The organism is Carboxydothermus hydrogenoformans Z-2901 (assembly GCF_000012865.1).
Classification (GTDB): Bacteria; Bacillota; Z-2901; order Carboxydothermales; family Carboxydothermaceae; genus Carboxydothermus; species Carboxydothermus hydrogenoformans.
Window position 1 is genome coordinate 1,872,725 of sequence record NC_007503.1, and the last position, 22,276, is coordinate 1,895,000.

The window sequence follows — 22,276 nt, forward strand, 5'->3', positions numbered from 1 at the left end:
CCAAGGCTAACCCCAAGGATTTTTTTAGTAATTATAAAACTACCTCCATTTCCCGGTCAAAGTAAACTCCTTTTAAGTCTAACTTTAAACGGTAAGCTTTAATATACACCCCCGCCATTGCCGCTTTTTTTAACGCTGAAGCAAAGTACGGGTCACATTTATCATTTGGTTTAAATACTTCTGCATCCTCCCGGCAAATTAAAAAAACCACCGCTGTTAAATATTGAGAAGATAAAGCTCTTAATTCCTCCAAATGCCTTACTCCCCGTGGAGTTGGGGCATCGGGAAAAAGAGCATACTTCCCTTCCACCAAGGTTACGGACTTCACCTCAATAAAACCAGTCTTATCCCGAAGCTGAACTTTGAAATCAAAGCGGGACTGCCCCTTGGTCTGCTCCGCTGCTACTTGGTCTATCTCCCGAGAAAAAGGCTTTATAATACCTTTCTCTAACAGCCCCTGCGCAATTTTATTGGGAAGAAGGCTATCAACTAAAACCAAAGATTCCGGCATTTGCGCTAAAACCAGGTCATATTGATACTTTCGGCCAGGATTTTTGCCTTCCCGTAAATACACCAGCCGACCTTCGGTTAAAATTTCCGCCAGTCGGCCGGAATTGGGAATATGGACCAACACCTTTTCTCCCTGTAAAACCACTTCACCTACAAAACGGTTTAATTTTTTGCAAAAAACTGCAGGAATTGGAGTAAAATTGAATTCCATTTAAGACCTCTTTCTAAGAAACAATTTCAGCAATTCTGTCAAGATTATTATAAGCCTCTTCTTCTCCCCGCCGAATGGCCCAGGGTATTAAAGCAAAATCATTCCAATCCATCCCCGAAACTCGGGGTCTTAATACTAAATCGGCGAATCGTTCCACATCTTTTTCGGTATTGGAAGTCATAATTATCTCCATTGAACTTCCCAGCACATCAATAATGTTTTTAATATGGTACTTATTTTCCTCGGGGTTTGTCAAGGCAACTCCAATAATTTTTTCGTAACCTAAATTAGCTAAAATTCTGACCGGCACATTTTCCACAACTCCCCCATCGGTTAACAAGTAGTCATAAAATTTTACCGGAGTAAAAATTCCGGGAACTGCCGAAGTCGCCTCCAAAGCAGTCACCAATAAAGCGTCCCGGACAGCAATATAATCGTTTATTCCCCGTAGAAACTCCCCTGGAAAATTGCCAAAGACCACCCTTTTGCCGGAATAGAGGTCTACACTTATCACCGCAACCTGTTCTTTTAATTGATTTATATTAAGCGTTCCTAATTCCCTTACAATTTTTCGCTGTAAACCAATGGGTCTAAAGATTCCTAAAGGAAGCTTTAATTTATTATTTTGATAGCCAAAAAGCTTTAATAAATTATAACTTATGATAAAAATACCTACTCCCGCGGTAAATAAACAGTTATAGAGGTCTTTGGGTTTAATTTGAAGAGCAAGCTCCTCCATATCCTTAGGCGACAACCCCGCTCCATATAAAAGGGCTATAATCCCACCGACACTGGTGCCGGATACTATCGAAGGTTTTAACCCCTCTTTTTCCAGAACTTTCAGTACTCCAATGTGAGCAGCCCCTCTTAAAAAGCCTCCCCCAAGGGCAAGACCCCACTCCTTCATTACTCTCCCCCCAGTTTTTTAAAAATCTTTAGCGTAAAAGCCGCATGGGCGCTTAGCACGGTATATATCTCCCGGTCGTTTTTTATTTCCCCTCTTCCCCCTCCAAAACCTATTGTCCAGTACGGGCCTCCGGGAATGATCAAGCCGTGGTAAAAATAAAACTGCAGTAACTGGGCTAATACCATATTGTGACCCGCTCTTCTTCCCGTGACAATTCCCACACCTATTTTCCCGCCTAATTCTCGACCCCTGCTGGAAGATAACATGCCAAGACGGCTTAAAAACGCCGAAAGCAAAGGAGACATTCCGCTGTAGTAAACCGGTGTTCCCAAAACCAGGATTTTGCTTTTAACAACAATCGGATAGATTCCCTGGAAATCATCCCGGATTTGGCACTCCCCCGTCGCCTGACATCTTCTACAACCCCTGCAAGCAGCAATTTTTCTTTCCGCCAGGGGAATTATTTCCGTTGACAGCTCTTTGGTAAGTTGTTTTAAATAATACCTGACCAAATACTCGGTATTTCCCCGGCGCCTCGGACTCCCAACAACACCTACGGCCTCCATCCTACCCCTCCAAAAGCTCTAATTTATAAAAATTTATGCGAAAAAAAGGTTTTTTTGCCTAAAAAATAGAATCTTTTTTCCGGGTGAGAACATGAACTTCAAAAAGATTATTTTTGCATTCTTTGGACTTACCTTAATTTTTTTAATCGCCGCCTGGTTTTTCCCGTTAAATTACTATCTTGCCTTACCCTTAACAATTAAGGAAAATCCTCAACCAGCCGATGCCGTCGTGGTTTTAAGCGGGGGCCTTACCAAGAAGGGAGATTTAGGCGAGAGTACCAGGGAAAGGTTAAATTTAGGTATTAACCTCTGGAAAAACGATTACGGACGCTATCTTTTGCTGTCAGGAGGCAGTTTTACCAGAGAGCCAAAAGACGCCAGCCTCATGGCCAAAGAAGCGCTAAAAAAAGGTGTTCCCGCTCCGGCTCTTTTACTGGAGAGCAGTAGCGAAAACACCTACGAAAACGTTTTATTAACCGCAAATATTTATTATCAGAACCGCTGGAAAAGAATTTTAGTGGTCACCTCTGCCTATCATACTTTGCGGGTTAAAAAAATGTATAACGACCGGGGGGTTAACGCCACCGTTGTCTACCCCGCCGGTGAACTGCCAAACGCCCGCGGATTGTTAAGATTAAGGCAAACTATAGTAGTTGTTGAAGAATATTTAAAGTTACTCTACTACTTTATTGGTAAGCTTTAGTTTTTTTATTTTATTGCGCAAGGTAGTATGGGTTACCCCCAAACTTCTGGCTGCCTGCCTGATGGAAGGATACTGTTTTAAAGCCCTTTCAATAAGTTCCTTCTCCACCTGGTTAACCGCTTCTTCTAAAGTCCGGGCAACAAAATAGGTATTTTGGGGGTTATCTAAAATAATATCTTTGGCTTCGATAACTCCATCATCCGCTAAGGTTAAAGCCCGTTCAATGACGTTTTGCAGTTCCCGGACATTGCCTGGCCAGCTATACGCTTTAAGCTTATTTAAGGCATTTTCCGTTATTTCAAAGTACTGTATTCCCCGCCTTTTGGCAAAAGTATTTAAAAAATGGTAGGTCAACACTTCAATATCTTCCACCCGCTCCCTTAAAGGCGGAATTTGTAGTGGAAAAACATTTAAGCGAAAATACAGGTCTTCCCGGAACTTTCCTTCCCGGACCATCCCCTCTAAGTTGCGGTTAGTTGCAGCAATTATTCTAATATCCACCGGTATCTCTTCTTGACCGCCAATCCGGCGCACCTTCCCTTCCTGCAGGACGCGTAAAAGTTTGGCCTGCAGGTGGGTAGGAAGTTCGGCAATTTCATCTAAAAACAACGTCCCCTCATGGGCAAACTCTAAAAGCCCCTGTTTTCCTCCCTTTTTTGCTCCGGTAAAAGCCCCTTCCACATAACCAAAAAGTTCCGATTCCAACAAACTCTCCGGAACCGCCGCACAGTTTAAGGGAACAAAAGGCTTGGTTCTCCTCGGGCTCTCCAAGTGAATAGCCCGGGCAAACAGCTCCTTGCCAGTCCCCGATTCTCCCCGGATTAACACAGTGGTATCGGTTCTTGCTACTTTTTTGGCCATTTCTACCACAAAGCGCATTTTTTCAGAGGTATAGATGATATCGTTAAAGCTATTTAACGACGGTTTGGTTAAAGCATAAACCAGTTCCCGGACTTCCGACATTGGTTTTAAGACTGCAACCACCCCTACAATATTGCCCAAACGGTCCTTAATCGGTCGTCCGGAAGTAAGATAATGAAGTCTTCTACCTTCAACATTAATAATTATTTCCTGGTTATTGTAACTTTCACCGGTTTTTAAAGTTTTTAGCATGGGAATATCGTTTGCTAAAAGCTTACCCACATTCTGCCCGATTACCCTCTCTACTGGGATACCAAAGATCTCGGCACAGCTTTGATTGCATATAGAAATGGTACCGTGACTATCGATAGCAATTATACCCTCATTAACCGTATCAAGAACAGCTCTAAGCTGCTGCTCCTTTTGCTCATAGGGCATTATTTCAATGGGATGAACCTTTAACACCTTGGGAATATTTTTTAAGTCATCGATAATTTGCTTTAAAGTTTTTTTATCCGTTTTCTCTATCTCCAAAAACATTCTTCCGGGAAGCACTTGAAAAGTAATAATATTTAAATTTCTGGCAGAAATAACCCTGGAAACATCCAAGACTAACCCTACCCGGTCTTCAAAATCCAGGGATAACTTAATGGTACCCATCCCCCCGTCACCTCACCTCTTTTTTCATTATCCTTTTTTTCAAGAAATCTTGCAACAAAAAATGCCGGGTTAATCCCCGGCATTACCTCTTAAAAGTTCGGTTATCGGTAACCTTAAAATTTGCCCTAATTTATAATAATTCACCCCCACCGCAATTAAAAAAGAAGACAAAAACGCAATGTTTATACCACTTAACAGTATCCTATAAGGAATGGCTAACTTTTGCAAAATTACCTTGGTAACCATCAATCCCAGCGGCCAGGCGGCCAGAACTCCTAACAAAACCGCCAGCAAGTCTTCCATTAAGATTATTTTCACAATAACTTTTGTTTTAAAGCCTAAAGCCGCAAAAATTCCTATCTCCTGGCTTCTTCCCAAAAGGTCATTTTCCAAAAACGACTTTACCAATAAAAAGCCCATTATTAAAAGAACAACCGCTAAGACACTCCCAAATACCTGGTACCTTAAAAGTAAGTTAAAGCGCTGTTCTTCAGGTCCCGTAATAAAGTCAATATTTAAATCCGGAAAAAGCTCATAAGCTTTAGATTTTACCGTATCATCCCCGGGTTTTAAAATTGCTTGAAGGAGAAAATAGTCCGGAGGAGCAGAGCTTTCTTTAAGGCTTGCAAAGAAAAACCCATCTTCGTTTTTACCGGTAGGCTTTAAAATCCCGACAACCTTCCCTTTGAAAGCCCCAAAATCAATTAAATCCCCAACCTTAAGCTTATATTCCCGGGCAAGGTCGGATCCTGCCAGTATTTCACCTGCTCTTTCAGGATATTTACCCAAAACCTCCCAGTAAGGCCGGTATTTCTTTTCTTCTGAAAAATCAAGATAAATTACAGCCGTTTTTTGTCCATTAACCGTAAAAAACCGAACTTTCTTTGGAGCATAAACGGTAATTTGCTGTTTAAAAGTATTGTAAAACTTTACAGCTTCACTTTCTGGAATAAAGTTTAACTCGTAATTTCCTGAAACTAACGTGATATTTTGGTAAGTAAAACTAAACTGCTCGGTGGCAGCAGTCACGGCAATACGCTGCCCCCGTTTTTCTTTTTCCGTTTGTAAATAAGTATTTAAATTGCTTATAGTTAAGCCGATGGTAAGGAAAAGAGCAAAAACCAATAAAACCAAAAGGGTTTTTGTAGCTAACCGACCCCGCCGGCTTAAAAAGAAGCTTTTAACGTTCAAACCCCTCATATTAAACCCTCGGCTGCCAGGCATCTACAATATTTTTATCTACCAAAATTTTGCCATCTTTCACTTCGTACGGTATTTCATCGGGCGGGTAAGCGGTACAGCCCCCATCAATTCCCTTTAAGTTATCTAACAAAGACCAGCGCGTACCGCAGGTCATGCAAACCAGGGCATTATCCTGAATTTTAAAGCGAAAGCCCCGGCACGGTTCACAAATGCTCACCGCTACTGCCAATCTTCCGTCGTTTAAGAAAAACGCAGTCAGCGGTTTGGTCGGGCTGTAAGGCACGTAGACTATTCCGTATTTTTGAACATCTTCTAAAGGTATTTCAATTTTTCCTTCCTTATTGACCACCGCTGGAATATCGGTCATTTGAATCTCCTGCCCGGAGTAATTAATTTCAGCGGCGTAATAGGCCCCCTCTTTTTTCTTCTTGGCAGGTACAAACATCATGACCGTTAATCCTATAGCAATGATTCCCAAAACCGCAATGATAATTTTCAGAGCTTTGTGCATGCTATTTTTTTGTTTTAAAAATTCTTCCTTTTTAGTCATTTAATTCGCCTCCTTTAAAGTTTTTGTTTCCAAAACCTCACCATCTTTTAAAAATAAAGCATGTGTAGCATAATGAAGATGGTCAAGGTTATGAGTTACCATGATAATCGTCTTACCCCGGCGATTTAATTCGGCAAAAATCTTCATAACTTCCTCTCCGGTCTTGCTATCCAAGTTACCCGTTGGTTCATCGGCTAACAATATTTCCGGCTCCATGATAAGTGCCCGGGCTATAGCTACCCGCTCCTGTTCTCCTCCGGAAAGCTCTTTGGGATATTTTTCTTCTTTTCCCTCAAGCCCAAGCATTTTTAAAAGCTCCCGCGCCTCTTTTTCCTTACTGATTTTCCGGGGATAAGCAAGGGTAGGTAACAGAACATTTTCTACAGCAGTTAAGTAAGGTAAAAGATGAAAATTTTGAAAGATAAAGCCAAGATAATTTAAGCGAAAAAGTGCCCGTTCATCGTGACTTAAGCTAAAGAGATCCAAATCATCTACCAGCACCCTACCACTATCCGGCTCATTCAAGCTTCCAAGGATACTTAATAAGGTTGATTTTCCGGAGCCCGAAGGACCCGCTATAATCCAGAACTCTCCTTTACCCACTTGAAAGCTCACATCTTTCAATACTCTGGTCTCCACATTGCCTTTAACATACTTCTTGCTAATGCTTTCCACTTGAATGTAGGCCATTTTTCTCCTCCTAATACTCCCTTAAAATTTCCTGATGGTCCAACCGGGAAACCTTTACCACCGGTAGCAGTGAAACCACTAACCATAAAATCAGTCCACCAATTAAGGCAAAACTTATATACTGCCAGGAAAACAGTTGGGCGCTGGCAATTCCCAACATCCTGGCTAAGACCACAGCTAAGCCAACCATTAATAAACTACCTAAAACTTCACTAACCAAAAGCACAATTAAAATTTCCAGGCCATACAAATTAAATATCTTTAACTTGCTAAAGCCGAGAGTTCTGAAAATCAACAACTCCTTTTCCCTTTCTTTAAAAAGACTAAAGGTTAAAATCAAAAAGTTTCCAACACCTAATACCAAAAGACCGTAAGCCATTTGCTTGCTGAAACTCCCAAAATTTTCAACCAAAAGTTTACGATCAAAAATTGCATCCGCCATTGCCGAAACCTTTATCGTAGGATCCAGCGCTCTGATTTGTTTAACTATTTCCGGTATCGGGCAGGTTGAACACAGAGCACTTACCTCAATAAACGTATAAGAATTTATCTTAAACAGGGAAAGAACGGTTTTAAGATCTAAAAATAAACTGTTATCCTCAAAACTCCCTGTCCTTTTAATCACTCCGGTTATGATAAACTCTTCACCATTAACCTTTACTTTGCCAGGTTTCCCAAGTTTTTCGTAAAGATTTTCCCCAATTAGCCCTTCTCTCGCGGTTTGCGGTTTACGTCCGGTTATTTGCCACCACTTTTTTGCTCTTAACTCCTCCGCAAAGATTACTCCTAAAACCACCCCTTCCCGGTTGTTTACTTTTGCCTTCACCACTACCTTAGGGGAAATTATGCTGATACTTTCTTTATTTTTAATGGTTTTAATTTTGTCGGGAAGTGTCAAATCAATTCCCATTAGTTTTTGCTCGGCAAAAGGTACTCCATCAAAGGCCTTCCCCTTGGAAAGTTTATCAGGTACAATTAAGATATTTGCACCAATTTTGTCATAATAATCGGCCACTTCCTTTTGCAAATTAAAAGTTGTAAGTAAAACTCCTCCGATTCCCCCAATGGTGATGGCAATACTTAGAATCATTAAAAATACCTTGGTCTTTTTTTCCTGCATTTGTCGTAAAACTACATGCCCGATCTTCATTGCCTCACCCGCTAATTTGTAGTTTCAACTTAATTATAAATTAATTTCCTACATCTTGTAGTTACAAAAATGTTACAAAAAAATTAAAACCTCCAAAGCGGAGGTTTTAACGCCGTTTAACAAATAAAGTATAAAAAGATTAAGCTTAAACTTACAATCAAAGTCATCACCGCAAAATAGGTAAAATTCCTCCGGGGAATTTTCAAATCGCTCTCTATTATGGCCTGCATTCGTTTTATTTCAAAATCCCCTCCCAGATCCAAAGCAAAACCAATCCATGACGCATTCGCCCCAAATTTGTAAGTTTTAACCAGAGCACTGGCTAAGGGTTCTTTTTTACCTAAATAGCCGAGAGCAACTTTATCGGCTCTTAGCTCCCTAAACAACAAAATCTTTTCAAAATATTTTTTAAGCCCGGGAACGAAAAAGTAGAGGTAGGTGGCAAACTGGCAAAGACTAATTATTAGGCTATCATTAGCTTTAATATGAGCAAGTTCATGGGCAAGGACCGCCTTAAGTTCTTCAAAATCCAGTCTTTTAGCATACTCTTCCCCGACAATTACCACCGGTTTATCAAATTTAAAGGTAAAAATGGTGATATTACCGGGAGCAAGATAACAAAAAACTTCTTTTTTTATCCCCATTTTTTCTTTAAGTTCAGCAAGAATACCGTTTAACTGCTCATCTTTCTTTAGCCGGTGAGCTTTCAAAAAGCGATTAAAAGTGAAATAGGGCCGGATAATCTCGTGCAAACCGTAAAAAGCTGCAAATATAAAGACAGGGGTAAAATATTTGGCTGCACCATCCCCTAAAAAGCACAAAAAACCCCCTATAAACTTTAAAGGAGGGTTGGCAAGGGTTAAAAGAGGGCAGGGCTTTCCCCAGTAAATTATTACCGCCAAGACCGGAATTAAAAGCGGTATGGTTAAAATCTCACTCCAAAAATAACTGTTATTTTTTAAAAGCCTTTTACCAATTAATAATAACAAAGTATAGCCAAAAAGAGGTCCAAACAAAGCATACAGAAAAAAAGTATGGACTACTTTAAAGCTCATACTACCCCTGCTGTTCTTTTATTTTTAATAACATTTTTTCCAACTCCGCAAGTTTCTGCGGATCATTCTCTACCTTTTTCAAGAAATGGGTAAAAGCAGGCTCGGCAAACTCTTCAAAAAGGCCATCCACTACCGTTTCGGCAACCTTATTATAAAATTCCTCCCGGCTTACCGCCGGCGTATAGGAATGGGCAAGCCCAATACTTTTTTTGATTAAAAGCCCTTTATCGGCAAGCCTGCCCATGATGGTCAGAATCGTGGTATAGGCAAGCTTTTTCTCCTGATTAATAATCTGGTGGACATCCTTTACCGTTGCTTCTCCTAAATCCCAGATAATTTCCATAACTCTTGCTTCTAATTCACCTAAAACCTTGGCCACACCCTTATTTTGGGGTTTAAATTCGCCCTCTAACCAGCTCATTTAAATCTCCCCTTCCTTTTTTGGCGCACAATTTCTACAAAAGCCATAAATTTTTAACTGGTGATTGGTTACGACAAAACCTTTATTTTTATATACTTCCCTTTCCAGTTCCTCCAATAAATCTTCCTCAATCTCTTCAATTTTTCCACAATTTAAACATATTAAATGATGATGCTGGTGCGATTTACTTTCAAGAAGCTCAAATTCATATCTTTTACGACCATCACCAAAATCCATACAATGTACCAAGCCTAAAGAATATAAAATTTCAAGGGTGCGGTAGACGGTGGCTAAGCCAATTTCCGGAGATTTTTCTTTAACAAGCCCTAAAATTTCTTCCGCACTTAAATGCTTATCCTGGTTTTCAATTAATACCCGCAAAATTTCTTCCCGCTGCGGAGTAAGCTTATAATCACTTTCACGAAGTTTCTTACCCACTTGACTTAAGATATTCTCCATAAAACCCGTCCTTTTCCCTTAAAATCATTATTTTATTTTTCAATTATTTTTGCTCGTTGGTTATACTTTCATCAAATCCGATAAATAACCCCCAAAAGTCAATAATAAAATATAAAATAACCCAAAAAAGCACGGCACCGCTTAGCATATGCCATAAAGAATAATTCCTGTAAAGGTAGTACATTAAAAAGCTATAACCAACAATTAAAAGTAGCCCAACCCCCCAGCTTATGAAAGCAATAGCCATTCTTTTTAAAACAACCTTAAAGATGTCAAACATCAATTACCCTCCAAAAATAAAAGCCAAAGACTTAATACTTTGGCTTTATTCTACCATATTTTTTAAGAAATTGAAAAGTTAAAAATAATCCCGCTAAAAAAAGGACTCCCGGGTAAATTAACTTTCTGCTGCTGTAAATAAGGGTTGGCTCCACGGAATTAAAAGCAACTAATTTTACTTCCCCAACAACATTTTCGTTTTCCTTTACAACAATCTTCCCTACCCTTTGACCAGCTTTTACCGGAGCTTGGAGCTTTTCTATCTTTTTTTGATAATCAAACTGGGGTTCCTGCCTCCGGTTTACAGTATCATACAGGTCTTCTGCCGCTATAAGTTTTACTGGCTCTTTGCCTCCAGCCACCTCTACTTTCCCAAATTCCTGCCCTTTAGAAACGAGCTTTACTGTTTTAAAATTGTTAAAAGCGTAATCCAAAAGCTTTGTAGCATCATCATAAACATTTCGTCCTTCACTCCCTAAAACAACCGCAATAAATTCCTCGCCATCCCGGGCAGCCGAAGCTACCAGGCATTGCCGGGCTTTTACGGTATACCCGGTCTTAATACCATTGGCCCCCTCATACCGCCATAAAAGTTTATTATGGTTTTGTAAAAACCGCAAGTATTTAGGGTCTCGATTTATTACCTTTGTTTTTGTCGCTGCAATTTCCCGAAACTTGGGGTTTTGCATAGCAGCCCGGGCAATTAAAGCTAAATCCCTGGCTGTGGTATAATGGTCATCGTTGGGAAGGCCATTGGGATTTACAAAATGGGTATTTTTTGCCCCTAATTCCCTGGCCTTATCATTCATTTCCTGCACAAAAGTTGCCACATCTCCACCGATGTATTTGGCCACCGCAATCGCCGAATCGTTGGCAGAGTTGAGCATAATAGAATATAATAAATCTTCCAAGCTTAATTGTTCCCCGGGATTCAACCAGATGGCCGAGCCCTCAACATAACACGCTTCTTTATCGATATAAACCCTATCGGATAAATTTCCCTTTTCCAGAGCAATTAAGGTAGTCATTATTTTGGTAGTGCTTGCAGGATACATTTTTTGGTCGGCATTTTTTAAATAAACAAATTTTCCGGAGTTAACATTGATAACCGCTGCGGCTCGGCCAATAATTTGGGGCTCTTCTGCCAGTGCTATAGTTTTCAGGCATAAAATTAGGATAAATAAAGCAAAAAATCTTACCGGTTTCATTTCGTCCCTCGTCAAAAAATTCTCTTTTTTAATATAACTGCCAACATTAGTTCAAGTCAAGGAAAGAAAAAACCATTTACTTTGCTTTAGTACCATAAAAATGCACGTCTACATCCAGGGTAAAACATAAACCTTTGGGTAAAACCTCTAATACTTTGGGAAGCACTTTTTGAATATTTTCCTCGCTATCGACCACATCAATTATCAACGGTAAATCTGCAGACAGCTCCAGTAATTTCGTCCCATGAATTATGCCATCGGCTCCATAACCCATTATTCCACGGCTCACCGTAACCCCGGCTATTTTATTTTCTTTTAAAATTTTTATTATTTGCTGAACCACATTTTTCCCATCATGTTTGGTAGCTTCACCCACATAAATTTTGAGTAATTTTGCCTTACTCATTTAAACGCCTCCCTTAAAAAAATTTGCTAACCACATCCCCGCAGCAAAGAAAACTACCCCAGTAAAGATCGATGTAAGTAAATAATTCACATTTTTCCAAAACAACCCTTCTTCCATAAGAAAAATTGCCTCATAAATATAAGTAGAAAAAGTCGTAAATCCCCCAAAAAAACCGGTACCAAGTAAAAGCCAGATTACTTGATTTAATTTAAACCCGTATAATAAACCAAGACCAAAGGAACCAATTATATTTATTAAAAACGTCGCCAGCGGCCAATCCCCCTGGTAGCGTTCTCCTATTTTTTTAGTTAAGGTATATCTTAAAATAGCCCCAATACTTCCACCAAGACCAATCAACAATAAGTCCACCATTAACCCTCATCCTTTGCCCCGTTTTTTCTAAAATTTAAATTAACCAGATAAAGAGCTAAGGCTCGACCAAGTATGCCCGACAAAAACCCACCACTTAAGGATAAAAAAAGGTAGGCAAACCCAATTAAAAGTTTACTCTGAAAAAGCAAGAGATAAATTTCCTTGGTCATTGTTGAAAAAGTGGTATACGCTCCTAAAAATCCAGAAGTCAATCCTAAACGTACTGGATCGCTTACATTTATTCTTTCTAAGAACAAGGTCATAAAAAATAAAAGTAAAAAACTACCGCTAAGATTAATTGCTAAAGTACCAACAGGAAAAATGCTTGTACCTAAGGCACGGCCAGTAATTTCCCGCGCAATTGCCCCAAAAAATCCTCCCAGAGCTACAGCAAAGTAATTCATTGTATCCCCCTCTTTTTGTCCAGAAAAACTAAGCCCCTACCTTTAACACAAAAGGTAGGAACCATTATCTAAAAAACATTTTCGTAACTGTAAAAACACTTTTTATTTTAAATTTTTTAATAATTAATTTCAACTAACTTAACAAAAGCTCCATTTTTATTTCATAAAAAAGCGTTTTCAATAGCGCGCTGAATATGACCCACCACCTCCTTCAATTTATTTTAAGAAAATTTAAGACATTGCCTGGAATTTTTCCTTAATTTCTTTTAATTGGTCCACAAAGGTTTGAATCCTTATAATCTCCTGGGCTATATTCTGAGAATGCTCCAAACGTTTTTCCCTTGCCGCCTGAATAGCTCCTCGAGTAGCTAAAATAGTTTCTTGGAGACGTTCTTCTAAACTAAGCCCAAACTGGCGAAAAGCTTGATCAAGATTTTGCAGTGTTGCCCAGCGTAAATTTTCTACATTGGTTAAAACCAAATCATTTACTTGTTTTTGCAGTCGCTGCGCAATTTTTGCCCGGCGCATAGCAGGAGGCATGAATTTAACAATGGTATTTTCCGAAAAAATGTTAAAAGTAGCTTCCAGTTTCTGGGTTACCCAGTAAGGCTGGCGTTTCATCTCAAATGCTTCAGCGCTGCTGGGAGCATGATAGGGAATGTCAAAAAGCTCGGCTGCAGTTTTCCGCCCTGTCTCAATAAGCTCTTCCACTTTCTGCTGATAAGGTCTTAAAACTTCGGTTACTCTCTGTTCAAAAATCCTTGCCATTTCTCCAAGCTCTTTTTCAAAAAACTCAGGTATCGCCTTAGCCAGGGCTTTTTGAATTTCAGTTTCATTTACATTATCGCCCATCTGCTCTAAATTGGACCGGACAATTTCCAGTAAGTAAGCGCGGGCTTTCTGCCGTAAACTTTCGGCTTGTTGTTCGAGAAACTCCAGCATTCGTTTCCGGTCACCAACCAAAAGATCGCCTAAGAAAATTCGTTGCCGGTTTGCTTCCTGAATTTTTTGCTCAAAGATATTAAGGCGCTCATCTAATTCCGCCAGAGGCATTTCCAGCGAACGAAGAGTAAGTTGCAAACGCATTAAAACATCGGCAATTACATCGGTAGCTTTCTTTGCCAGTGCTGTTTGCAAGACATTCTTTTTCTCCCTGGCAAGAAAATCAATCAGGTAATGCCAAACCTCATCTAAACCACTCTGCTCCCAAAGCTCTGGATCATCTCTTTTTCTTGCTTCTAACCCCAGACGAGCTGATACACAAAAAAGAGGTGGTTCCCCTTCTATCCCCACTTGTTCTCGCAAAACATTTTTAATAAATGTTACAAGGGCAGCAATTTCCTCTTTTTTAAGATAATCTACCTTATTTAAAATGAAAAAAAGATGGGCTACTTTAGTCCTGACAGCTTTTAAAAATTCTACCTCCACCTCCGTAATCGGCGGATCTGCCGAAACTAAAAATAAAGCCGCATCACATTGGGGCAAAAAATTTAGAGTAGTTTCGGTATTATGCCGGAAAGTTGAACCAATACCCGGGGTATCAATTAAGACTACTCCTTTTTGGAGAAGGAGCGATGGATAAAAAACTTCCACCTGAGATACTTTCTTATAATTTTTAGGATTTCCCGCTTCCGTAACAAATTGGGCAAGAAAAGCACTTATCTCTTCTTTATCTTGGCCTGTAAATTCTTCTTTTTGCAAGCCTTCCTGCAGAAATACCCGTACCCGGGCCTCGGGCCCCCAGAGAAGAAAAATCGGAACAGCAGTTAATGGTAAGACGGCAGTAGGCAGCAAATCATCTCCCAGAAGGGCATTTATAAAAGTACTTTTACCCCGTTTAAACTGTCCAAGAACTGCCAGATGAAAGCGCTCGTTTAAAAACCGCTCCTGTAACCCCCGGATTTTCTGTAAGTTCTCGCTGAATTCTGGTCCTAAACTTTGCAAAATTTCCAAAGTTTTTAAAAAAAGAATATTCATCTCTGTATCATCAGATATTGTTTGTGTAGCCCAATCTCGTTTTTCTTGAATCATACTGACCCCCTCTCTATGGTAAACACAAATACTTATTTTTTGCTCTTAACTATCAATACCGGGCAGTGGGCAAGACGAACTACCGCCTCCGAAACGCTGCCCAAAAGATAGCGCTTAATACCGCTTAAACCCCGTGCTCCTAAAACAATTAGATCATAACCCTCCTCTTCAGCAAGATTAACCAAAGCCTCTGCCGGATGCCCAGGTACTACGGTACTAACTTTGCCTCAAGTTTTTCTTCCCGCGTTACCGCTTCACGGTCAGGCCGGAAAAAGGCCTGGGCAATAATCGTCGGTACTACAGCACTTAAAATAACCACCGTTACTAATATCGTATACTGCACCTGGTTAATATAACCGTGGTTTAAGCCAAACAAAGCAGATATTGTACCAAAAGTTAGCCCGGTGGACATCAATAAAGTGGTATACATTCCCTCCCGGGGGCCAAATTTAAAAAACCGGGTAGTTGGCCAAACACCAAGAAATTTAGCCAAAATTTTGACGATAAGACCAACAGTTATAATCCCGGCACCGGTAACTACCGCGGGCAGTGAAACATATAAACCAGCTTTTAAGAAATAAAAAGGAGTCAGTAGGGAAAAAGTTATGATACGCAGGCGAGCGGTCAATGTCTTTTCCTGCAAAAAGAAACCCGCAACAGCTAAACCTAAAAGGTAGGCCGGTAAAACCGCTTCACTATTGGCCATAGTTGCCAGTCCACCGAGAAAGAAAAGCAGGAAGAAAATATATTTTATTTCCAATTGACTCACGCGGTTGCCATAACGATTGAGGAAAAACGGCGTAAAACGGGAAACAAAAGCTAAAATCAGGCTAGTTGCAACAATAAAAAGAAACATCCAGCTATTAAAATTGGCAAAAAGCACACCTAAAGCAACTACCGTCCCCAGATCAGTAATAAAACATGCAGCAAGGATAATTTTGCCTATTTCGGTTTCATTAAGACCGGTTTCCACCATTACAGCGTAAACCACTGCAACTGAGGTAGTGGAAAGGGCAATCCCTGCAATTTCAGAAGCTTCCAGGGTCCAGTGGAGGACGTAATAAGCATAGAGAAAAGCCCCGATAAAGGGTAAGAGAAAGGAAAGAAATCCAATACTTACACTTTCTCTAAACTTTGTCCGTAATACCACCGGATCAACTTCAGCACCGGCCAGGAAGGTTAAAACAATACTTCCTACTCCAGCTAAGAAATTAACCCATTGGTTAGGGTGTAAGCCTAAAAAGTTACCTGCCACCACCCCTACCGCAATCTCCACTAAAGAAATAGAGATTCCGGTCCAACCAGCAATTAAACCGCTTACTAACGCAAGCCCTATCCAAAGAGCGGCCACCAGCCAGGTATTTTCCATAATTTTACCCCCCTTATGGAGCTAAGAAAATAAAAAACTCCTACCGAAAACTTTACTTTCGGTAGGAGCTATTAGCTCAGATGAGCGTTAGGCGAGCCCCATCGCCATTAAATTTTTCTTTCATTTTACAATTTTTAATACACAATTGTCAAGTAAACTGCCAAAAATAGTTAACAGGAGGTGGTTAAATTTTACCTAAAAACAGTACCAAAAGCTGCTTGAAGTTACTTACCGGTTGTCAAACGAACATAAATGGTCTTAGCAATATCTTGATCTATTGCGGCCCTGGTCCGGCCTACCTTTATTATAAAACTGGGAAATCTCTGTTCCAGGACAATGGGAAGACCGGGAATTACTCCCATTGCCATTAATTTTTTGATGATGGCCTCATCTTTGGTATTGAAATAAGCTACAATTCCTTTTTCGCCCGGTCTCATATTATAAAGACTTATGGCCAGGGGTTTAGCAGATGCCTCCATTAAAAGTTCACCCCCAGTACCGTCAGTAAGAAATTAAGGAGATAACCCATGAAAAAGGCAAAAGGCAAGATAAAGGCAGTTATTGCCAAAGTAACTTTAGTCCCTCGCTCCTTTAACATCATGGAAAATTGAGCAATGCAGGGAATAAACAAAGTTAAAGTTACAGCAGCAACCACTAACTGCTTGCCGGCCAGAATTCCATTCTGATATAAATCAAACATACCTGCTGCCCCGTAATCACGGCGGAAGAAACCAAACAGAAACACCTGGGCTGCCTTGGGTGGAAGTCCAATCCAGAGCATTACTGGCTCTAAGCCTTTAATAATAAGGTCAAAGAGCCCGGTCAATTTCCCTATCCAGATTAATACCGAAGCCAAAATAAACAGGGGTAGGATCTCAATAAAATACCATTTCATCCGCACAAAAGTCTTGGTAAGGATATTTTTTAATTTGGGGATTCTTAGAGGCGGAATTTCCATATAAAATCCTGCCTTTTTGCCGGGAAGCAGCTGAGAAGACAAGTACCCTATCAGAAGAAAAACTAAAATCATAACTCCAGCCCAGATTAGCAGGGCTTCAGGGTTATTGGACAAAAGCCCTAAGATAACCCCTAACTGGGCCGAGCACGGAATAGCAAGAGCTAATAAAAGCGTCGCAATTATCCTTTCCCGGTTGGTTTCTAAAGTTCTGGTCACCATGGTCGCCATCGTATCGCAGCCAAACCCCAAAACCATTGGAATAACCGCCCGACCGGATAAACCTATTACCTTAAAAGCCCGGTCAATTAAAAGCGATAATCGCGGCAGATAGCCACTATCTTCTAAAATTGAAAACATTAAAAAGTATAAAGTCACCACCGGTAACACAATTGCCACAGCATACCTAATCCCCAGAGTAATTATTCCGTAGTCATTAGCAATTAAATCCTGCAAAACCTTCCACGGTATTACCTGGGCGGTAACCTGATTAACTACTGGATTAATATTATTTTCAAAATAAGTTTCAATTAAATCAACCAAAGTTCCGGCCCCAAAAACCCCCACAAACTTATAAATGCCGAAATAAAGTATTAAAAACATGATCGGTATACCCGTAATAGGATTTACCGTGAGCTTGTGCAAAAATTCGGTAATACTCGCTTTTTCCGTTTCCTTTTCTTTTAAAGCTTCCTTTTCTACATTTAACGCAAATTCCTGCCGGGCCGAAGCAATCACAAAGCTTAATGGTTCTTTAAATTGCTTTTGAGTATCGTCAATTATTTTAAGGATTTCTTGATAATGGGGTTCTTTCTTTGCGATTTCAGCTAAAAGAGCTTCATCTTTCTGCAGCAGCAAAAGGGCCAGGCTTCGTTTCGAAAGTTTATATTCCACGGTTAAAAGCTTTTCAATTTCAGCAATAGCTTTTTCAATCGGTTCCGGGTATTTTATTCTATTTATTAACATACTCGGCCACCCTTTCTTTTAATTCGCGAATTCCCACATTTTGCGCTGCCGCCATTGTAACTACCGGTATTCCCAGCTCTCTTTCAATTTTTTCCCGGTCAATAACAAGTCCCAGTTGTTCCGCCTCATCCATCATATTAATAGCCAAAAGCACCGGCAATCCTGCTTCAATTAACTGGTAGGTTAAGGGTAACATTCTCCCGAGATTTTTGGCATCAACAACATGGACCACAATATCGGGCTTTTCTTCTAAAAGAAGGTCTCGAGCCACTTTTTCCTCTTCGGTTATCGGTAAAAGGGAATACATCCCCGGGGTATCTATAACTTCATACTCCTGACCATGAATTACAGTCCTTCCCCGGGCAACTTCTACCGTTGTCCCCGGGTAATTGGACACAGTTACATAAGCTCCGGTTAAGGCATTAAAAAGCATGCTTTTGCCAACGTTGGGCGAACCAACCAGGGCTATTTTTAAGAGCTTTTCTTCACACATTTCCTTCCGGGCTTTTTGCCAGAAGAGACCAAAACGTCTCCTGTGTCTTCCACCGGCATGATGACAGCTTCTGTTGCAGTTATGGCAATCCATATTAACAACCTCCGCTATTGATTTTCATTCTCATTTACTCGTTAAAAAAAATATTTCCTACTTTTACATTATATCAAACTGTTCGTAATTGACAAGTATTCTCAATTAAATTTTACCAATCGGGAAACAAAAAATGTAACTGTCAAAGCTAAGATTAACCTGTAAATTATCAATACCGTTCCCTTTGCCCCAATAGCAACAAATAAAAGGGTATCTTCAATTAAGGAATGACAGATAACAAGAAAAATACTTATTAACACTAAATCTTTATGTTTTAAAATCCCTTCCCGGGCACTATCAATAATTAAGCCGGCACCATAGGCCAGACCAAAAACTAATCCCGCCAAAAGCGGAAAAGCTGCTTCCTTTTGCATTCCCAAAAACCCCATAAGGGGCTCTAACGGTTTTGCCCATTTTTCCAGAACCCTTAATTCTTTTGCCACTTCTAAAACTACCATAAGAGGAATTACAATCATAGCTATTTTTATTAGCATATTAAAACTACCGCTCAAAGCTTCTATAAATATTTTCTCCACCATATCCCACTCACCTAAAGTATGATATTTAAAAGATAGCCGCTCAATATTGCCAGGACAATCCTTAGTAATATTAAATACCAGACCGCAATTCCGGTTTTTCTGCTAACGGCAGTTTCCACAAAAAGATTATGGGAAAGCAATAGCATCACGGCAATAATAGTCACCTGTTTGACCGTCATCTTTAAAGCGGCAATAGCAGCAATGGTAGGATAAAGATTTAGCACATTACCAATTACAAAAATTAGCGACGCCTCTCCCGGAAGTCCTACAGACCGCATTACCGGCTCGAAGATTTTGGCAATTATCGCTAATATTCCAGAATACTTTAAAATTGTAATTAAAAAATATACCGGAATTACTGTCCTGGCAAGCTCACAGGTTATATTAAAACCCTTTTGTATTCCCCGAAGTGCAGCGATTTTTAAATTATAAAAATTTGTACCTTCCATCCTAATCCCCCAAAACATTTTCTTCTTATTTTAAGCTTAATCCACCACCTTGACAACCTGGTAACGTTATACTACCTTTCGTATTCTCGCTATATAAAATAATCAAAAAAATTACCCCTAACATTTTGCAAAATTTATTGCAAAATGTTAGGGGTTTTAAAGTACGTTGGAACAAAGAAACAGAGCCTCATCCTTTCCATTAAACAATATTTTATCTGTACTCATTTTCCAAATCGTTTATCAATTCCCTGTAGGTTTCCTCACTGATCTTCCCTTCCAACAAAAGCTTACGAATCCGCTTTTTCTCCGCAACCAAATGAGCTGGAGCATCGCTCCGGCTGTTTCCCTTACCTTTGCGAACATGGTGAGAACTGCTCTGAGTTTTAAACGCATAAAAAATTACCACTCCTAAAAACACTATAAACAAAATAACAAGTAGTAAGATAACCCAATCCGTGGAGGAAGTCGAATTAGCTTGTGCACTTGAAGTAGCCGGTGGAGCTTGGGTATTAGCAGTCTGACTGTCGTCCTTCGGCTTTTCAAATGAAGGATTAGGATCTTCCTTGGTATAGGAAATTTTGATACTAATAGGCTTGTTCGGATTGGAAAAGGTATATCCAAAGGTATTTAAGTTGTAACCCTGTCCCGTAAAATTAGAAGGAGGATTTAGCTTAAAATTTGTGGCTTTTAGAGGCTGTCCCACATTTATAGTTAAATTCTGGATAGGTAAAACCGGTATAAACCTATAATTAATTGTTTTATTTTTTTGTCCTTCAATACCATAATAGTAGAACTCCAGATAAACCTTATATTCTTTGCCCGGTTGAATTATCTTTGATATTTTCCAAACCAGTTCCTGGTAATCTCCTTTATCGATTATTCGAAAAGGCTGACATTCATGACCACCTGCTTCATTAATTTCACACGCCATTCCGACCTTGATATTTTCATCTTTTCTCGGCACCATAAAGCGAATTTCTCCATTATATGGCTCTGAAGAAATGATAGTTCCTTCATAAATTACAAGAATATTATCGGGTTCGTCATATTCTGGTAAAACTGAAATTGTAAAGTCCTTAAACTGAATATTACTTTGAGCATATGCTTTTACCGGACTGCCAAAAAATAAAAATACTCCAAGAATAAGTAAAACCCATAATTTGCCGGGTAGATGAAACCATTTTAGCATTTATTAGCCTCCTTTAATAATAAAGACCTACTACTTATTGTAGTATTAGTTTTATTATATTGTCTTGCTATCTCGCGAACAAATCCTGTTATATTATCTGATGAACCAAATAATCAAATTAGGTTTAAATAACACCGTTTTTTTTATTCCTAGCCGAGATATCTCAATACTTCTCCATAACATTTAACCGCTCCAGGGACGGTTCTGAGAACCACCATTTTCATGAGGAAAAAAAGTAAAAAGGGATAGGCAGATTGCCTATCCCTTTTAGAGTTTTTTCCGGCAGCGACCTACTCTCCCAGGACCTATCGTCCCAGTACCATTGGCGCTGGAGGGCTTAACTGCCGTGTTCGGAATGGGAACGGGTGTTTCCCCTCCGCTATGGCCACCGGAAACTTATTCTGGAAGTTGGATGTTGGAGATTGGAGGTTGGATTTTATAATTAAACCTCTTCTCCTCACCTATTCCTTGAAAACTGCACAGAGGCTTATTTTGGAATTTATGGTTTTAGGTCTTCGGTTTTCGGTTTTTCCAACCTCAAACCTCCAACCTCTAACCTCTAGTTTGAAGGTCAAGTCCTCGACCTATTAGTACCGGTCCGCTCAACCGATTGCTCGGCTTACACGCCCAGCCTATCTACCGGATCTTCTCTCCGGGGTCTTACTCTGGATTGCTCCAGATGGGAAACCTCATCTCGGGGCTGGCTTCGCGCTTAGATGCTTTCAGCGCTTATCCATTCCGCACTTGGCTACCCAGCGGTGCCCCTGGCGAGACAACTGGTTCACCAGCGGTGCGTCCATCCCGGTCCTCTCGTACTAAGGACAGCACCCCTCAAGTTTCCTACGCCCGCGATGGATAGGGACCGAACTGTCTCACGACGTTCTGAACCCAGCTCACGTACCGCTTTAATGGGCGAACAGCCCAACCCTTGGGACCTACTTCAGCCCCAGGATGCGATGAGCCGACATCGAGGTGCCAAACCCCGCCGTCGATGTGGACTCTTGGGCGGGATCAGCCTGTTATCCCCGGGGTAGCTTTTATCCGTTGAGCGATGGCCCTTCCACTCGGTACCACCGGATCACTAAGCCCGTGTTTCCACCCAGCTCGACCCGTCGGTCTCGCTGTCAAGCACCCTTATGCCTTTGCACTCGCCGCGCGATTTCCATCCGCGCTGAGGGTACCTTTGGGCGCCTCCGTTACCCTTTAGGAGGCGACCGCCCCAGTCAAACTGCCCACCTGACACTGTCCCCCCACCCGCTACAGGGCAGCAGGTTAGAACTTCAGTGACGTAAGGGTGGTATCCCACCGCCGGCTCCACCTGAGCTGGCGCCCAGGTCTCTCAGCCTCCCACCTATCCTGTACATACGCCACCAAAATTCAATGCCAGGCTACAGTAAAGCTCCACGGGGTCTTTCTGTCCTATCGCGGGTAACCTGCATCTTCACAGGTACTACAATTTCACCGAGCCCCTCGTCGAGACAGCGCCCAAGTCGTTACGCCTTTCGTGCGGGTCGGAACTTACCCGACAAGGAATTTCGCTACCTTAGGACCGTTATAGTTACGGCCGCCGTTTACTG

At 40.6% G+C, this 22,276-nt stretch carries 26 protein-coding genes, 2 rRNA genes and 1 riboswitch (1 of these 29 only partly in view); of the genes, 1 reads left to right on the plus strand and 27 read right to left on the minus strand.

Features of this window, described 5'->3' with window-relative positions; genetic code table 11:
• Positions 1-31: 31 nt before the first annotated feature.
• The 3 genes from sfsA to CHY_RS09735 are packed head-to-tail and all read right to left on the minus strand — an operon-like array spanning position 32 to position 2,194.
• Complete coding sequence (gene sfsA / locus CHY_RS09725; RefSeq protein ID WP_011344979.1) at positions 32-721, minus strand: DNA/RNA nuclease SfsA; 690 nt, start codon at positions 719-721, stop codon at positions 32-34.
• Between the two features lie 13 nt (positions 722-734).
• A complete protein-coding gene (locus CHY_RS09730) occupies positions 735-1,628 on the minus strand; it encodes a patatin-like phospholipase family protein (RefSeq protein WP_011344980.1) in 894 nt (297 codons plus the stop codon).
• Positions 1,628-2,194 (minus strand): flavodoxin family protein, encoded by a 567-nt coding sequence (locus tag CHY_RS09735; RefSeq protein ID WP_011344981.1) that lies wholly within the window; start codon positions 2,192-2,194, stop codon positions 1,628-1,630. Before CHY_RS09735 ends, CHY_RS09730 begins: the two co-directional genes overlap by 1 nt.
• 91 nt (positions 2,195-2,285) lie before the next feature.
• Between CHY_RS09735 and CHY_RS09740 the strand changes: the two genes are divergently transcribed.
• Entirely contained in the window at positions 2,286-2,897 is a 612-nt protein-coding gene (locus tag CHY_RS09740; protein WP_011344982.1) for a YdcF family protein, read from the plus strand.
• Here the strand turns inward: CHY_RS09740 and CHY_RS09745 are convergent.
• From CHY_RS09745 to CHY_RS09855, 24 genes are all read right to left on the minus strand, one after another.
• The gene (locus CHY_RS09745; protein ID WP_011344983.1) at positions 2,868-4,418 is read right to left on the minus strand and encodes a sigma-54-dependent Fis family transcriptional regulator; all 1,551 of its coding nucleotides are present in this window, start codon (positions 4,416-4,418) and stop codon (positions 2,868-2,870) included. The two genes, CHY_RS09740 and CHY_RS09745, sit on opposite strands and share 30 nt — an antisense overlap.
• 69 nt (positions 4,419-4,487) lie before the next feature.
• Positions 4,488-5,618 (minus strand): ABC transporter permease, encoded by a 1,131-nt coding sequence (locus tag CHY_RS09750; protein WP_011344985.1) that lies wholly within the window; start codon positions 5,616-5,618, stop codon positions 4,488-4,490.
• Between the two features lies 1 nt (position 5,619).
• Positions 5,620-6,171, minus strand: a complete 552-nt coding sequence (locus CHY_RS09755) for a DUF2318 domain-containing protein (RefSeq protein ID WP_011344986.1) — start codon at positions 6,169-6,171, stop codon at positions 5,620-5,622.
• Positions 6,172-6,861 carry an ABC transporter ATP-binding protein gene (locus tag CHY_RS09760; RefSeq protein ID WP_011344987.1) on the minus strand — a complete coding sequence of 230 codons (690 nt, stop codon included), beginning with the start codon at positions 6,859-6,861 and terminating at the stop codon, positions 6,172-6,174.
• Positions 6,862-6,871: 10 nt separating this feature from the next.
• Positions 6,872-8,011, minus strand: coding sequence for an ABC transporter permease (locus CHY_RS09765; protein ID WP_011344988.1), 1,140 nt, complete (start codon positions 8,009-8,011; stop codon positions 6,872-6,874).
• Between the two features lie 116 nt (positions 8,012-8,127).
• Positions 8,128-9,066 (minus strand): M56 family metallopeptidase, encoded by a 939-nt coding sequence (locus tag CHY_RS09770; RefSeq protein WP_011344989.1) that lies wholly within the window; start codon positions 9,064-9,066, stop codon positions 8,128-8,130.
• A gap of 1 nt (position 9,067) precedes the next feature.
• Entirely contained in the window at positions 9,068-9,487 is a 420-nt protein-coding gene (locus CHY_RS09775) for a BlaI/MecI/CopY family transcriptional regulator (RefSeq protein ID WP_011344990.1), read from the minus strand.
• Positions 9,488-9,946, minus strand: a complete 459-nt coding sequence (locus CHY_RS09780) for a Fur family transcriptional regulator (protein ID WP_011344991.1) — start codon at positions 9,944-9,946, stop codon at positions 9,488-9,490.
• Positions 9,947-9,989: 43 nt separating this feature from the next.
• Positions 9,990-10,226, minus strand: a complete 237-nt coding sequence (locus tag CHY_RS09785) for a hypothetical protein (protein WP_011344992.1) — start codon at positions 10,224-10,226, stop codon at positions 9,990-9,992.
• A gap of 31 nt (positions 10,227-10,257) precedes the next feature.
• Entirely contained in the window at positions 10,258-11,433 is a 1,176-nt protein-coding gene (locus CHY_RS09790; RefSeq protein ID WP_011344993.1) for a D-alanyl-D-alanine carboxypeptidase family protein, read from the minus strand.
• Positions 11,434-11,509: 76 nt separating this feature from the next.
• Positions 11,510-11,839 carry a DUF190 domain-containing protein gene (locus tag CHY_RS09795; protein ID WP_011344994.1) on the minus strand — a complete coding sequence of 110 codons (330 nt, stop codon included), beginning with the start codon at positions 11,837-11,839 and terminating at the stop codon, positions 11,510-11,512.
• A complete protein-coding gene (gene crcB, locus CHY_RS09800; protein WP_011344995.1) occupies positions 11,840-12,211 on the minus strand; it encodes a fluoride efflux transporter CrcB in 372 nt (123 codons plus the stop codon). It abuts the gene before it with no gap.
• Positions 12,211-12,615, minus strand: a complete 405-nt coding sequence (locus tag CHY_RS09805) for a fluoride efflux transporter FluC (RefSeq protein ID WP_011344996.1) — start codon at positions 12,613-12,615, stop codon at positions 12,211-12,213. Before CHY_RS09805 ends, crcB begins: the two co-directional genes overlap by 1 nt.
• A 231-nt stretch (positions 12,616-12,846) precedes the next feature.
• Positions 12,847-14,646 carry a dynamin family protein gene (locus CHY_RS09810; RefSeq protein WP_011344997.1) on the minus strand — a complete coding sequence of 600 codons (1,800 nt, stop codon included), beginning with the start codon at positions 14,644-14,646 and terminating at the stop codon, positions 12,847-12,849.
• Between the two features lie 32 nt (positions 14,647-14,678).
• Entirely contained in the window at positions 14,679-14,831 is a 153-nt protein-coding gene (locus CHY_RS13045) for a universal stress protein (RefSeq protein ID WP_011344998.1), read from the minus strand.
• A gap of 23 nt (positions 14,832-14,854) precedes the next feature.
• Positions 14,855-16,015, minus strand: a complete 1,161-nt coding sequence (locus CHY_RS09815) for a cation:proton antiporter (protein ID WP_011344999.1) — start codon at positions 16,013-16,015, stop codon at positions 14,855-14,857.
• Between the two features lie 55 nt (positions 16,016-16,070).
• Positions 16,071-16,130, minus strand: a riboswitch (Fluoride riboswitch).
• Between the two features lie 109 nt (positions 16,131-16,239).
• Positions 16,240-16,494, minus strand: coding sequence for a FeoA family protein (locus CHY_RS09820; RefSeq protein ID WP_011345000.1), 255 nt, complete (start codon positions 16,492-16,494; stop codon positions 16,240-16,242).
• Positions 16,494-17,936, minus strand: a complete 1,443-nt coding sequence (locus tag CHY_RS09825; protein WP_041537745.1) for a ferrous iron transporter B — start codon at positions 17,934-17,936, stop codon at positions 16,494-16,496. Before CHY_RS09825 ends, CHY_RS09820 begins: the two co-directional genes overlap by 1 nt.
• Positions 17,923-18,522 carry a FeoB small GTPase domain-containing protein gene (locus CHY_RS09830; protein ID WP_041537746.1) on the minus strand — a complete coding sequence of 200 codons (600 nt, stop codon included), beginning with the start codon at positions 18,520-18,522 and terminating at the stop codon, positions 17,923-17,925. The genes CHY_RS09825 and CHY_RS09830 overlap by 14 nt, the downstream gene beginning before the upstream one ends.
• 101 nt (positions 18,523-18,623) lie before the next feature.
• Entirely contained in the window at positions 18,624-19,061 is a 438-nt protein-coding gene (locus tag CHY_RS09835; RefSeq protein WP_034541685.1) for a nucleoside recognition domain-containing protein, read from the minus strand.
• Positions 19,062-19,072: 11 nt separating this feature from the next.
• On the minus strand, positions 19,073-19,510 hold the full coding sequence (locus CHY_RS09840; RefSeq protein WP_049752098.1) for a nucleoside recognition domain-containing protein: 438 nt from the start codon (positions 19,508-19,510) through the stop codon (positions 19,073-19,075).
• Between the two features lie 211 nt (positions 19,511-19,721).
• Positions 19,722-20,699, minus strand: coding sequence for a hypothetical protein (locus CHY_RS09845; protein ID WP_011345001.1), 978 nt, complete (start codon positions 20,697-20,699; stop codon positions 19,722-19,724).
• A gap of 277 nt (positions 20,700-20,976) precedes the next feature.
• Positions 20,977-21,092, minus strand: a 5S ribosomal RNA gene (gene rrf / locus CHY_RS09850).
• A gap of 174 nt (positions 21,093-21,266) precedes the next feature.
• Positions 21,267-22,276 (minus strand): 23S ribosomal RNA (locus tag CHY_RS09855) (it continues 1,996 nt past the right edge of the window).

Coding starts and splice junctions, on each gene's coding strand:
- sfsA (WP_011344979.1), bottom strand. CDS start 721: ATGGAATTCAATTTTACTCCAATTCCTGCAGTTTTTTGCAAAAAATTA.
- CHY_RS09730 (WP_011344980.1), bottom strand. CDS start 1,628: ATGAAGGAGTGGGGTCTTGCCCTTGGGGGAGGCTTTTTAAGAGGGGCT.
- CHY_RS09735 (WP_011344981.1), bottom strand. CDS start 2,194: ATGGAGGCCGTAGGTGTTGTTGGGAGTCCGAGGCGCCGGGGAAATACC.
- CHY_RS09740 (WP_011344982.1), top strand. CDS start 2,286: ATGAACTTCAAAAAGATTATTTTTGCATTCTTTGGACTTACCTTAATT.
- CHY_RS09745 (WP_011344983.1), bottom strand. CDS start 4,418: ATGGGTACCATTAAGTTATCCCTGGATTTTGAAGACCGGGTAGGGTTA.
- CHY_RS09750 (WP_011344985.1), bottom strand. CDS start 5,618: ATGAGGGGTTTGAACGTTAAAAGCTTCTTTTTAAGCCGGCGGGGTCGG.
- CHY_RS09755 (WP_011344986.1), bottom strand. CDS start 6,171: ATGACTAAAAAGGAAGAATTTTTAAAACAAAAAAATAGCATGCACAAA.
- CHY_RS09760 (WP_011344987.1), bottom strand. CDS start 6,861: ATGGCCTACATTCAAGTGGAAAGCATTAGCAAGAAGTATGTTAAAGGC.
- CHY_RS09765 (WP_011344988.1), bottom strand. CDS start 8,011: ATGAAGATCGGGCATGTAGTTTTACGACAAATGCAGGAAAAAAAGACC.
- CHY_RS09770 (WP_011344989.1), bottom strand. CDS start 9,066: ATGAGCTTTAAAGTAGTCCATACTTTTTTTCTGTATGCTTTGTTTGGA.
- CHY_RS09775 (WP_011344990.1), bottom strand. CDS start 9,487: ATGAGCTGGTTAGAGGGCGAATTTAAACCCCAAAATAAGGGTGTGGCC.
- CHY_RS09780 (WP_011344991.1), bottom strand. CDS start 9,946: ATGGAGAATATCTTAAGTCAAGTGGGTAAGAAACTTCGTGAAAGTGAT.
- CHY_RS09785 (WP_011344992.1), bottom strand. CDS start 10,226: ATGTTTGACATCTTTAAGGTTGTTTTAAAAAGAATGGCTATTGCTTTC.
- CHY_RS09790 (WP_011344993.1), bottom strand. CDS start 11,433: ATGAAACCGGTAAGATTTTTTGCTTTATTTATCCTAATTTTATGCCTG.
- CHY_RS09795 (WP_011344994.1), bottom strand. CDS start 11,839: ATGAGTAAGGCAAAATTACTCAAAATTTATGTGGGTGAAGCTACCAAA.
- crcB (WP_011344995.1), bottom strand. CDS start 12,211: ATGGTGGACTTATTGTTGATTGGTCTTGGTGGAAGTATTGGGGCTATT.
- CHY_RS09805 (WP_011344996.1), bottom strand. CDS start 12,615: ATGAATTACTTTGCTGTAGCTCTGGGAGGATTTTTTGGGGCAATTGCG.
- CHY_RS09810 (WP_011344997.1), bottom strand. CDS start 14,646: ATGATTCAAGAAAAACGAGATTGGGCTACACAAACAATATCTGATGAT.
- CHY_RS09815 (WP_011344999.1), bottom strand. CDS start 16,015: ATGGAAAATACCTGGCTGGTGGCCGCTCTTTGGATAGGGCTTGCGTTA.
- CHY_RS09820 (WP_011345000.1), bottom strand. CDS start 16,494: ATGGAGGCATCTGCTAAACCCCTGGCCATAAGTCTTTATAATATGAGA.
- CHY_RS09825 (WP_041537745.1), bottom strand. CDS start 17,936: ATGTTAATAAATAGAATAAAATACCCGGAACCGATTGAAAAAGCTATT.
- CHY_RS09830 (WP_041537746.1), bottom strand. CDS start 18,522: ATGGATTGCCATAACTGCAACAGAAGCTGTCATCATGCCGGTGGAAGA.
- CHY_RS09835 (WP_034541685.1), bottom strand. CDS start 19,061: ATGGTGGAGAAAATATTTATAGAAGCTTTGAGCGGTAGTTTTAATATG.
- CHY_RS09840 (WP_049752098.1), bottom strand. CDS start 19,510: ATGGAAGGTACAAATTTTTATAATTTAAAAATCGCTGCACTTCGGGGA.
- CHY_RS09845 (WP_011345001.1), bottom strand. CDS start 20,699: ATGCTAAAATGGTTTCATCTACCCGGCAAATTATGGGTTTTACTTATT.